This window comes from Solibacillus sp. NPDC093137, assembly GCF_050280445.1.
Taxonomy (GTDB): domain Bacteria; phylum Bacillota; class Bacilli; order Bacillales_A; family Planococcaceae; genus Solibacillus; species Solibacillus isronensis_B.
Genome location: NZ_JBNNVH010000001.1, coordinates 1954880 through 1966905, shown reverse-complemented (window position 1 = coordinate 1966905; position 12026 = coordinate 1954880). Strand labels below are relative to the sequence as shown.

General features: G+C 38.3%; 13 protein-coding genes. 9 read left to right on the top strand and 4 right to left on the bottom strand.

Going from position 1 to position 12026, the window contains the following annotated elements; genetic code table 11:
- Positions 1 to 3 precede the first annotated feature (3 nt).
- A complete protein-coding gene (locus tag ACQKN3_RS10020; RefSeq protein WP_079524933.1) occupies positions 4 to 273 on the top strand; it encodes a UPF0223 family protein in 270 nt (89 codons plus the stop codon).
- Between the two features lie 201 nt (positions 274 to 474).
- Here ACQKN3_RS10020 and ACQKN3_RS10015 read toward each other — a convergent pair whose 3' ends face one another.
- Complete coding sequence (locus ACQKN3_RS10015) at positions 475 to 1098, bottom strand: YktB family protein (protein ID WP_427711093.1); 624 nt, start codon at positions 1096 to 1098, stop codon at positions 475 to 477.
- A 176-nt stretch (positions 1099 to 1274) separates the two neighbouring features.
- Here ACQKN3_RS10015 and ACQKN3_RS10010 point away from each other — a divergent pair, with 176 nt between their 5' ends.
- Both ACQKN3_RS10010 and ACQKN3_RS10005 read left to right on the top strand, forming a co-directional pair.
- The gene (locus ACQKN3_RS10010) at positions 1275 to 1472 is read left to right on the top strand and encodes a hypothetical protein (RefSeq protein ID WP_008403454.1); all 198 of its coding nucleotides are present in this window, start codon (positions 1275 to 1277) and stop codon (positions 1470 to 1472) included.
- 142 nt (positions 1473 to 1614) lie between these two features.
- Entirely contained in the window at positions 1615 to 2412 is a 798-nt protein-coding gene (locus tag ACQKN3_RS10005; RefSeq protein WP_427711091.1) for an inositol monophosphatase family protein, read from the top strand.
- Between the two features lie 247 nt (positions 2413 to 2659).
- Here the strand turns inward: ACQKN3_RS10005 and ACQKN3_RS10000 are convergent, their stop codons facing one another.
- Positions 2660 to 2875: a DUF5325 family protein gene (locus tag ACQKN3_RS10000; RefSeq protein WP_008403452.1), complete on the bottom strand. Its 216-nt coding sequence runs from the start codon at positions 2873 to 2875 to the stop codon at positions 2660 to 2662.
- 128 nt (positions 2876 to 3003) lie between these two features.
- Between ACQKN3_RS10000 and typA the strand changes: the two genes are divergently transcribed.
- The 3 genes from typA (at position 3004) to ACQKN3_RS09985 (ending at position 6040) form a co-directional block, all read left to right on the top strand.
- Complete coding sequence (gene typA / locus ACQKN3_RS09995; RefSeq protein ID WP_251689565.1) at positions 3004 to 4854, top strand: translational GTPase TypA; 1851 nt, start codon at positions 3004 to 3006, stop codon at positions 4852 to 4854.
- A 24-nt stretch (positions 4855 to 4878) separates the two neighbouring features.
- Positions 4879 to 5277 (top strand): YlaH-like family protein, encoded by a 399-nt coding sequence (locus ACQKN3_RS09990; protein WP_427711088.1) that lies wholly within the window; start codon positions 4879 to 4881, stop codon positions 5275 to 5277.
- A 124-nt stretch (positions 5278 to 5401) separates the two neighbouring features.
- The gene (locus ACQKN3_RS09985; RefSeq protein ID WP_251689562.1) at positions 5402 to 6040 is read left to right on the top strand and encodes a fucose permease; all 639 of its coding nucleotides are present in this window, start codon (positions 5402 to 5404) and stop codon (positions 6038 to 6040) included.
- Positions 6041 to 6077: 37 nt separating this feature from the next.
- Here the strand turns inward: ACQKN3_RS09985 and ACQKN3_RS09980 are convergent, their stop codons facing one another.
- Positions 6078 to 6281: a YlaI family protein gene (locus ACQKN3_RS09980; protein WP_251689561.1), complete on the bottom strand. Its 204-nt coding sequence runs from the start codon at positions 6279 to 6281 to the stop codon at positions 6078 to 6080.
- Between the two features lie 12 nt (positions 6282 to 6293).
- Positions 6294 to 6794 (bottom strand): peptidyl-prolyl cis-trans isomerase, encoded by a 501-nt coding sequence (locus ACQKN3_RS09975; RefSeq protein WP_251689559.1) that lies wholly within the window; start codon positions 6792 to 6794, stop codon positions 6294 to 6296.
- 170 nt (positions 6795 to 6964) lie between these two features.
- On the opposite strand from ACQKN3_RS09975, the gene ACQKN3_RS09970 reads away from it, so the two are divergent.
- Genes ACQKN3_RS09970 through pyc form a run of 3 tightly spaced genes read left to right on the top strand, consistent with a single transcriptional unit; the run spans position 6965 to position 11931 of the window.
- The gene (locus tag ACQKN3_RS09970) at positions 6965 to 7246 is read left to right on the top strand and encodes a YlaN family protein (RefSeq protein ID WP_251689557.1); all 282 of its coding nucleotides are present in this window, start codon (positions 6965 to 6967) and stop codon (positions 7244 to 7246) included.
- Positions 7247 to 7306: 60 nt separating this feature from the next.
- Positions 7307 to 8479 carry an FtsW/RodA/SpoVE family cell cycle protein gene (locus tag ACQKN3_RS09965; RefSeq protein ID WP_251689555.1) on the top strand — a complete coding sequence of 391 codons (1173 nt, stop codon included), beginning with the start codon at positions 7307 to 7309 and terminating at the stop codon, positions 8477 to 8479.
- Positions 8480 to 8496: 17 nt separating this feature from the next.
- Positions 8497 to 11931, top strand: a complete 3435-nt coding sequence (gene pyc / locus ACQKN3_RS09960; RefSeq protein WP_427711085.1) for a pyruvate carboxylase — start codon at positions 8497 to 8499, stop codon at positions 11929 to 11931.
- The last annotated feature ends 95 nt before the right edge of the window (positions 11932 to 12026 follow it).

Genomic DNA, 12026 nt, shown 5'->3' with positions numbered 1-12026 from the left:
ACTATGGAATATTCATACCCGTTATCGACGGACTGGACAACCGATGAAATGGTCGATGTCGTGCGCTTTTTTGAAGTGGTGGAAATGGCTTACGAAAAAGGGGCAAAGCGTGAACTAGTCATGGCACGCTACAAACGCTTTAAAGAAATTGTACCTTCCCAGGCGGAAGAAAAAACAATCTGCCGTGAATTCGAACAGGCAAGCTCTTATGTACCATACCGTGTCGTAAAGCTTGCAAAAGAATTAGCGGACGGGCAAATTGTGAGAATGTAATAAAAACGAAGCTGTGACAGAAGAAGTTCTAGGATAAGGCAAGGCATATAAAAAAATGTATCTTCTGTACAGTAAAGAGCAGCATTTTTCTCCCCGAGGAAAAATGCTGCTTTTAGTTTAATTTTAAGAATTTTAAAATTATTTTTAAATTGTTGGAATGTTTAGCAGTCTTTTGTACATATTAATAATAAATGGATGCAATTAACCCTTGATGACTTCATAAACAGGGAGAAGCTCATCAAATGTTTGTTCAGCCAATTGCAGAAATTGTTCTGCAGACATTTTAATTGCTTCATCTGCAGGTATACGACGCCCAACAAGAAATTCTCCTTTTTTTACATCACGCAGGCGTATAAGGAGCTGTTCAAGCTTTTCGGTGCGCGCTTCTTTTAAAGAGATCGTATCTGGTTGCATATGATCGCCGGAAAGTACGTAATCATCGGATAAATCTTTAATCACTTGCATATTTTTCAGTAAGCGCTGTGCCATTTCCTCTTTTTTCGGCGCTTCATAAATTACTGCAACAACGATGAAAAGGTGCGTACCCCATAACCCAATCTGGAAATGCGGCAGAGCTTTATAACCACGCTTATAAGGAGCAAATGCAACCCAGGAATCTTTTGGCGGGTTTACAGTACGGCGGGCATGTTTCGCAACATGACCGAAAAACTCTTCACCTGTTTGTGCACTGAAATACCCTGTAAACGTTTCTGATAGTTCATTAAACTTCGGTCGGATAATTGTTGTTAAAGCTTCCATACGTTCATCTAGACCGTCAATATCAAATACTTGGAAGTCTTCTTTAGTCCATTTGACAATACTCATTTTTATAATTCCTTTCGATTTAATGTTTATTTTATTAATTTTTTGGGAAAAAATCTTGTAATAGAAACTTTATACCAATGGAAAACATTAAGGGTGAGGCTAGAAGTCTTAATGAATTACTCATATTATCCAGTTTGGTTAAAGTCTGAAAAATTATGATGAGGAAGTGATTTATTATGAAACAGATGATTAAGATTATACGCAAAGTTGATATTGAAAAGCAATACGAAGAGATTTTAATGTTGGAAATGGATTATGAACTAGCAACACTCTATGCGGCGATGAATGACAAAAATCAATCTGAAATTGATAAATCTAAAAAACGATTAACAGAAATTCAAGAGGAATTAAAGGGTTTACATGCATATGCGTAACAAAAAAACTTTTCCAAAATAAAAAATCACTTGCCGACGTAAGAAAGCAAGTGATTTTTTGTTATAATAAGGATACTTTAGAAATGCTCAACATTTTTACATATATATAAACTAGCGATTGTTGTCGGAAGGTGGATGAACGATGGATATAAGAAAACTGGATGAATTTGCAAAAGAAATAATTTTTGAAGCAGGAAAAAATATTCGAGCAGCATTTTCCTATAATATTGAAATCGAAACAAAGTCGAATCCCAATGATTTAGTAACGAATATAGATCGGGAAACGGAATTATTTTTTATTGAAAAAATAAAGGCATTTAATCCGGACCATCGTATTTTAGGTGAAGAAGGAATGGGCGAAAAGGTTGAAAATCTGGAAGGTGTTGTATGGATTATTGATCCAATTGACGGCACGATGAATTTTGTGAAGCAGCATCGTCATTTCATGATTACAATCGGTATTTATGTTGATGGTATCGGGGTATTAGGTTACATATTTGATGTAATGAGGGAAGATTTATTTAATGCAATTGCAGGTGTAGGGGCATGGTATAATGATTCTCCCCTGCGTAGGTTGCAGCCGGTGAAAATCGAAGAGGCGGTAATCGGCATCAATGCAAACTGGGTTACGCCGAATAGTCGCATCAATCATGAAAAAATTATCGAACTTGTTCGTACGGTGCGCGGTACACGTTCTTACGGTTCGGCTGCTATGGAAATCGCCTTTGTTGTAAGCGGGAAGCTGGATGCCTATATGTCCATGCGCCTTGCACCTTGGGATATTGGCGGGGGAGTCATTATTGCAAAAGAAGTAGGGGCCATTGCGACAAACTTAGAAGGCAAAGATTTCGATTATTTATCGAAAGATACATTCCTAATCGCCAACCCTTCTATTCATCAGTTAATTTTGAATAAATATATTGAAGAAAAAAATAAATAAGTAGGTATGACAGAAGTAGAAATTAATCGGAGAAGATAAAAACTCTCTGTAAGAAAAAGATATTTTATAAAATTGATTGAAATGGAGGGCGACTCCAGCGGGAATAGCGTGACGCCTGAGACTACAGGCGTCACGCCCGCGGAAAGCGTCCCGGAATGGAAATCAATTTTGAAGCACAGCAAAAAACCCCCATTTTTCTCGCAGAGAAAGATGGGGGTTTTGGATTATGTCACCGAAGTTTTTATTTCTATAGTAAACCTTGATCTCGGAATTTACGTTTTGTCTTAAATGCCATACCGAAAATTCCACACATAACGATAACACCTAAAATAACACCGATCCAGCCTGTTGTTTCATATTTTGGCCCTGTCATGAAAACAAGTGAAAATGCAAAACCAATACTAATCATTGAAAGAATCGCAGCTAATGCGTAAATAAACATTACAAATTTTGCTTTATTCATCGTTCATACCTCCATATACTTTTTATATGTGACAATAAATGTAATTAATTATTGTGAAAAGACATTTAATCTTTCATGTGCTATAATATCACAGTTAAACAATTGAAAAAAGAATATGGAGTGGAATAATGACAAATTTACGTCAAGATATTCGTAATATCGCAATTATTGCTCACGTTGACCATGGTAAAACAACGTTAGTAGACCAATTATTAAAACAATCAGGGACTTTCCGTTCAAACGAACGTGTTGAAGAACGTGCAATGGACTCTGGTGACATAGAGCGCGAACGTGGAATTACGATTTTAGCAAAAAATACTGCAGTAGATTATAACGGTACTCGTATCAACATCCTTGATACGCCTGGACACGCAGACTTCGGTGGAGAAGTAGAACGTATCTTAAAAATGGTGGATGGCGTTTGTTTAGTTGTCGATGCGTATGAGGGTTGTATGCCTCAAACACGTTTTGTATTAAAGAAAGCATTGGAACAACGTTTAACACCAATCGTTGTAGTAAACAAAGTAGATAAAGATTCAGCTCGTCCACTGGAAGTAGTAGATGAAGTTTTAGAATTATTAATCGAGCTAGGTGCAGATGAAGATCAATTAGAATTCCCAGTTGTTTATGCTTCTGGTGTAAATGGTACAGCATCTTTAGATCCAGACCCAGCAAATCAAGAAGAAAACATGACTTGCCTATTCGAGAAAATCATTGAAGCAATCCCAGCACCAATTGATAACTCAGAAGATCCATTACAATTCCAAGTAGCATTACTTGACTATAATGACTTCGTTGGTCGTATCGGTATCGGTCGTGTATTCCGCGGTAAAATTTCAGTAGGTCAACAAGTTTCTCTAATGAAATTAGACGGTACAGTGAAAAACTTCCGTGTAACAAAAATCTTTGGTTTCTTCGGTCTTAAGCGTGAAGAAATCGAAACAGCAATAGCTGGTGACTTAATCGCGGTTTCAGGAATGGAAGATATCAACGTAGGTGAAACAGTTTGTCCAGTTGACCACCAAGAAGCGTTAACACCATTACGTATTGATGAGCCAACATTACAAATGACATTCTTAGTAAACAACTCACCATTCGCAGGTCGCGAAGGGAAATGGGTAACTTCTCGTAAAATTGAAGAGCGTTTACTTGCACAATTACAAACAGACGTATCTTTACGTGTAGAAGATACAGAATCACCGGATGCATGGACAGTTTCTGGTCGTGGTGAGCTTCACTTATCGATCTTAATCGAAAATATGCGTCGTGAAGGTTATGAATTACAAGTTTCTAAACCACAAGTAATCATCCGTAACATCGATGGCGTTAAATCTGAGCCGATCGAGCGCGTACAAATCGATGTACCTGAAGATTCAGTAGGTTCTATTATTGAATCAATCGGTACTCGTAAAGGTGAAATGCTAGATATGATTAACAACGGTTCTGGACAAGTACGTTTAATCTTTAACGTACCAGCACGTGGTTTAATCGGTTATACAACTGAGTTCATGTCAATTACAAAAGGTTTCGGTATGATGAACCATACATTCGATCACTACGCTCCAGTAGTAGCAGGTAAAGTTGGCGGCCGTCACCAAGGTGTATTAGTATCTATGGAAAACGGTAAAGCTACAACTTACGGTATGATGGGAGTAGAAGACCGTGGTACATTATTCATCGAGCCAGGTACTGAAGTATACGAAGGTATGATTGTTGGTGAAAATACACGTGATGCTGATATTACTGTTAACATTACAAAACAAAAACAAAAAACAAATATCCGTTCAGCGAATAAAGACCAAACGAATGTTATTAAAAAACCTCGTATTTTATCACTTGAAGAAGCATTAGAATACTTAGGTGATGACGAGTATTTAGAAGTAACTCCAGAATCAATCCGTTTACGTAAACAGATTCTTGATAAAGGTGAACGTGAACGTGTTGCTAAAAAGAAAAAGAACGCTGAGTTAGAAGCTTAATTGGCGTCATTAAGGAAAGGTTGAGTGATGTTGAATATTACGGCTGTGTTTGGTAGCTATTTAAATTTAGTATTACTGGCAACGGTATCTACAAATGAAAGTGATTACGTGTTTAATCGTATGTCTGGAATTACAAGATATTTATACGGAAATTTACCGAGCTACGAAATAGCTGGCTATGCAACATTCGTTCTTGTATTCCTTATGTCGGCAATTGTATACAAACTTGGTTTTGCAAAAAAACTTTCATTCGGCAGAAATGTCATCATCTATACTTTCCTGTTTATAGGGTGTATGGTGTTAACGTTTTTAGCTCTATTTTTACCGATGATTGAAGGTTTAATTGTAGCTGCGTTAATTCTGATCATTTATAAATCACGTTTATGGCGTGAAAAACGAGAAGAAGCGAAACAGCTAAGTTAATAGAGAGGGGGATGTGTTAATTTGGACACATTCCCTTCTTTTTTAAGTCGGTTTAATTGAAAACACTTTATTCGGAGCGTTATAATTCATTACTGGGGATAATAACTAAAATGGAGTAGAAAAAATGAACCTTACTAAAAAGCAAATTTTTATCATTGTTGGATTAGCGCTAATTATTATATCTTGCGTTATTTTTATACCTGCAGTATTATCGGCGAAAAATGAAGATAATGCAGCAGCGGAATTAAGTGAAATTTATAACGATCAATTTGTCGTTACAAAATCTACGGCACCTGCAATCGGTGATGATTTTGAAGTGACGGTCCAGTCTGAAACATCAAAAACAGTGTATGATTTTGAAGTAAAAGACGGTAAATATTTTGGCGAATATTTTGGTGAAAATGTAAACATGCAGGTGAATGAACTGATTCAACCAATCGTTGGGGAAGAGATATTAGTTATGTCGAATGTCTTCCAGGAAGGCTTGGAAGAACAGACAGCACTTGAAAATGTGAAAGCGGAAAAAGCTACTGTGCACTTATTAGTGGACGCTGAAGTTTCAGAAGCAACAGCACAGCAAATTGCAGATGCTGTAAAAGCACAATTCGGCGAAATACCAGTGACTGTTGAAGCGTATGTTGTTGATGAAGAGCGTGTTTTTGAAGGGGTAAAAACAGAAGTATTAAACTTCTTCCAGTTAAGCAAAATCAATGGAAAAAGCTTTGTCGACTTTAAATTCCACGAACAGTCTTTTGAATATTAATAAAAATGCGACGAGCTCTTTATGAGCCCGTCGCATTTTAAAATTCTTCATCAAATTTCGATGATGTTCGGAAAAAGCGGAATTTTCCTGTTGCTATTCGTTTACGGGTGTTTTCGGAAATACGTTCCGAACATGTTGGGCACATAAACGTATGGATTGGACGATTGCGTAATTTTTTTGCTAAAGGTAAATCGTTTGGTAGTTCATGTAGTGTATCGCAAATGACACATTTTACACGCATGACGAAATCCTCCTATTGAATACGAATCGCACGCACATTTTTTATTGGATTTTCAACATTTGAACCATCAGCAAATAGCACATGTACTGGTCCATCTTCTAAAAGTGGCTTTCCTTCTTGGCTGAATTTAAAAATGAAACTTTCAGCCTGCTGTAATGGAAATGCAAATTCCTCGTCTGTTGTACATTCAAAAACAACTTCATTTGCTCCATCAGCAAGTTCGGCATTTTTCAAAAATGGTTTGATTTCCATTCCGAATGTGCCCGTCATCATGCCTTTACGGTCAAATTTACGTTCTGTTTTCAATGTAGGCGGAAATACTGCACCTTCCATAATTTCACGCGACCAGTGTGCACCCATGTCACGTAAATATTTTTCGTTATTTTCTTCAACTTTTTCTGAAACAAAATATGTATTCAGATCCAGTTTACGATCATCAAAAATCCATACAGTAGGATCTAATGTTAGTTCAAATTTAACCGCGCCTTTAATTGGAATGATTGTTTCGGTCATTTGTAAGTCCCCCTTCACTATGTTCCTTCATAATTATAACGCGATTCCTCATAGAAAGAAATATAATTGAATTGAATGCAAAACATACAAAGACACTTGCATTTTTGAATGTAAAAAGATACACTTTACTAAGATAGAATCGAAGAAATATCATAGATGGGGGCGTCCTCATGGATACGAAAGCACAAGCTTCCTTTCAGGAAAAAGCATTAGAGCTGTTAACTGCGGATGCAGATAAAATTGCTCGATTAATTCGCGTACAAATGGATAATTTGACAATGCCATCTTGTCCGTTATATGAAGAAGTTTTAGATACACAAATGTTTGGTTTATCGCGTGAAATTGAATTTGCCGCGAGACTCGGGCTGATCGAACGTGAAAAAGGCAAGCAAATTCTTGATTCGTTAGAGAAAGAGCTTTCTTTATTACATGATGCGTATACAGACAAATAAAAGAAAACTCAAACGCTACATTGCGGTTTGAGTTTTTTTTTCAAAGATGAGGTTTATAACATGAAACAATATTTTAAAAATTATTTTCGCAATTTTGATTATGGGTTGATGTTCGTTTACATTTTGTTAATGTTATTTGGACTTGTCATGATCTACAGTTCGAGTATTTGGGTTTCTATTATTCAATATGATGCAAATCCGAACTTTTATTACAATCGGCAGCTCGTCAATATAATTTTAGCGCTGATTTTGTTTACGGTCGCTGTCATTACGCCATATAAAAGATTATCCAATAAATCTATATTAGGTCTTTTGCTGGCAATTATGTTTATACTAGAGTTATGGCTTTTAATAGCCGGCAAAAATGTTAATGGTTCCAGAAGTTGGATCAGCCTGTTCGGCCTTATGAATTTCCAGCCGTCAGAATTTGCCAAACTCTTTATTATTATTTTCTTTGCGGGAACTTTTTACCGTAAAAGTATGAACAGGGGTTCGATGCAGCTGTTAACATTTGATGATGTGTCGTATCCGCTGGGTATGTGGTTATTTATCGTACTTGTTGTCGGTTTTGAAACCGATCTCGGTGCACTAGTTATCATTGTAGCCATTGCACTTGTTGTTGTAATTACGAGCGGACTTAGAGGTAAGACGCTCGGCAGAATATTTGGACTGCTTTCGGCTTTAGGGGTTGTCGGAATAATCGGGATTTTAATCTTTAAATGGGACACGGTTTTTAACGCAAGTCGAAGAGGCCGTATTACTTCCTTTATAGACCCTTTCAGTGATCCGCTTAATTCCGGTTATCATGTAGTCAACGGATATTATGCAATCGGAGCAGGAGGTTTGGAAGGTCGAGGGCTCGGGCAGTCGATTCAAAAGCTGGGGTATGTACCGGAACCGCAAACCGATTTCATTATGGCGATCATTGCCGAAGAGTTAGGGATTTTTGGTGTATCAATTGTTATTCTTGGTTTAGGCTTTATTGTGATGCGCGGTTATTATATCGCGATGTCAACAAAAGATCCGCTTGCACGAATGTTAGCGGCGGGCATTTCTACATGGATAGGATTACAGACTTTTATTAATTTAGGTGGATTATCGGGACTTATCCCGTTAACCGGAGTAACGTTACCTTTTATAAGCTATGGCGGTACTTCTATATTATTGCTCTCAGTGGCAATGGGGATACTTATTAATGTATCCACACATCACAAATTGGAAAAAAGAAAGTAATTGGGGGTTAAGGAGAAATGAAGTCGATTCAAAAGATTTTAGTTGCAAACCGAGGCGAAATTGCAATCCGTATTTTACGCGCCTGTAATGAGTTACATATTAAAACAGTGGCAATTTATTCTCGTGAAGATAGCGGATCTTATCACCGCTATAAAGCAGACGAGGCATATATCGTTGGCGTAGGTAAAAAACCGATTGATGCTTATTTGGATATTGAAGGCATCATTAAGATTGCAAAAGAGGCAAATGTGGATGCGATTCATCCTGGTTACGGTTTTTTATCGGAAAATGTTGATTTCGCGCGCCGTTGTGAAGAAGAAGGTATTCAATTTATTGGACCGACTTCTAAGCATCTTAATATGTTTGGCGATAAAGTTAAAGCGCGTGAACAGGCAGTTTCTGCGCAAATTCCGGTTATTCCGGGTACAGACGGTCCTGTAGCAAACTTGGAGGAAGTAGAACAGTTCAGTGAAACATACGGCTTCCCGATCATGATTAAAGCGGCTCTTGGTGGTGGCGGACGTGGAATGCGTTTAGTAAATTCCAAAGAAGAACTGCAATCAGCTTATGATCGTGCAAAATCTGAAGCAAAAGCGGCATTTGGCTCGGACGAAGTATATGTGGAGAAGGCGATTATTAAGCCGAAGCATATTGAAGTTCAAATTATCGGAGATACACACGGTAATATTGTGCATCTATATGAACGTGACTGTTCAATTCAACGACGTCACCAAAAGGTAGTGGAAATTGCACCTTCAAATTCTATTTCTGAACAGCTCCGCAATGAGATTTGTGATGCAGCTGTTAAGTTGATGAAAAATGTCGGCTATATTAATGCAGGTACTGTAGAATTTTTAGTTGCAGACAATCAGTTTTATTTCATTGAAGTAAATCCGCGTATTCAAGTTGAACATACGATTACAGAAATGATTACCGGACTTGATATTGTGCATGCACAAATTAAAGTAGCAGAAGGGCTTGACCTTCATTCGAAAGAGGTCGGAATTCCTGTACAGGACAAAATTCCGCTGTTCGGTTACGCGATTCAGTCTCGAGTAACAACGGAAGATCCTGCAAATGACTTTATGCCGGATACAGGGAAACTGATGGTATACCGTTCAAGTGGCGGTTTTGGTGTTCGTCTGGACGCAGGAAATGGTTTCCAGGGCGCTGTTGTAACACCATACTATGATTCCTTGCTTGTAAAAATTTCGACATGGGGAATGACGTTTGAAGAAGCCGCGGCAAAAATGGACCGTAACTTACGTGAGTTCCGTATTCGAGGTGTGAAAACGAATATCCCGTTTTTGGGTAATGTTGTAATACATGAAAAATTTATAAAAGGTGAGTTTGATACGAGCTTTATTGATACGACACCGGAATTGTTTGAATTCCCGGAACGTAAAGACCGTGGAACAAAACTATTAAACTATATTGGAAATGTCACATTAAATGGATTCCCGGGTGTTGAAAAACGTACAAAGCCGATTTTTGTACAGCCTGATAAGCCAAAAGTAGATATTCTAATTCCTTCACCAGAAGGTACAAAACAAATTCTTGATGCACGAGGTGCAGACGGACTTGTGAAATGGATTAAAGAGCAAGAAGATGTATTACTGACAGACACGACATTCCGTGATGCCCATCAATCATTGCTTGCAACGCGTGTACGTACGCAGGATATGCTTGAAATTGCAGACGAAACATCTCGTCTAATGCATGACTATTTCTCGCTTGAAATGTGGGGTGGGGCAACATTTGATGTTGCATACCGTTTCTTAAGCGAAAATCCTTGGGACCGTTTGGAAAAACTTAGAAAGAAAATTCCGAATGTTCTGTTTCAAATGTTGTTACGCGGAGCGAATGCGGTAGGTTATACGAACTATCCGGATAATCTGATTCGTGAGTTCATTCAGGAATCTGCATCTTCAGGTGTGGACGTTTTCCGAATTTTCGACTCGCTTAACTGGATTAAAGGAATGGAAGTAGCAATCGATGAAGTGCGTAATAGCGGAAAAGTAGCGGAAGCGGCAATCTGTTACACAGGCGATATTTTAGATGACAGCCGCGCGAAATATACGGTTCAGTACTACAAAGATATGGCACGTGAACTAGAAGCGACGGGCGCTCATATTTTAGCAATTAAAGATATGGCGGGACTGCTTAAACCACAAGCTGCATATCGACTTATTTCCGAGCTTAAAGATGCGACTAGTTTGCCAATCCACCTGCATACACATGATACGAGCGGAAACGGCATTTACTTATATGCGAAGGCAATTGAAGCAGGTGTTGATATTATTGATACAGCACTAGGTTCAATGGCCGGTTTAACATCACAGCCAAGCGCCAATTCATTGTACTATGCAATGAAGGGTTCTGAGCGTACTGTACGGGCAGATATCGATAGCCTGGAAAAATTGTCTTACTACTGGGAAGATGTTCGCAAATATTATGTTGATTTCGAAAGCGGCATGAATGCACCACATTCTGAAATTTATGTACACGAAATGCCGGGCGGTCAATACAGTAACCTGCAGCAGCAAGCAAAAGCAGTCGGTTTAGGCGACCGTTGGGATGAAGTGAAGACAATGTATTCCCGTGTAAATCTAATGTTCGGTGATATTGTAAAAGTAACACCGTCATCAAAGGTAGTAGGGGATATGGCGTTATTCATGGTACAAAATGATTTAACGGAAGATAATATTGTTGAGCGTGGACAAACGATTGATTTCCCTGAATCTGTTATTGAATTTTTCCAAGGTTATTTAGGACAGCCGCATGGCGGATTCCCGGTGGAAATTCAGAAAGTTGTATTAAAGGATCGTACGCCTATTACAGTTCGTCCTGGAGAATTGTTGCCGCCGGTTGATTTCGATCAGCTGACAGCAGAATTAACTGAAAAGTGTGGACGAGCACCGTCTAAACAAGACGTTCTCGCATATGCGCTTTACCCGAAAGTATTTGAGCAATATACTGATGCTGTGAATGCATTCGGCGATGTTTCTGTACTCGATACGCCTACATTCTTCTATGGATTGAAAATTGGTGAAGAAATTGAAGTAGAAATCGAAAAAGGAAAGACACTGATTGTTAAGCTTGTATCAATCGGCGAACCGCAGCATGATGGAACACGCATTATTTATTTTGAACTGAATGGCCAATCTCGTGAACTGGTAATTCAAGACTTAACGGTAGAAGTAGACGGCAGCATTGCACTGAAAGCCGATCCGTCAAACCCGAACCAAATCGGTGCAACAATGCCGGGTACTGTTCTAAAAGTCGTTGTTAATAAAGGAAGCACAGTAAAACGTGGCGAGCACTTATTAATTACTGAAGCGATGAAAATGGAAACAACAGTCCAAGCGCCGAAAGACGGTATTGTAAAAGAAATCTATGCAAAAGCAGGAGATGCAATTTCAACAGGCGATCTGCTTATTGAATTAGAATAGGACAAGTAACCGAGTCTAAATGAAAAGAGCCGGAAATTTTGGATTCAAAATTTCCGGCTCTTTATTTTATATATACTTTATCGACGTGAGCTTTA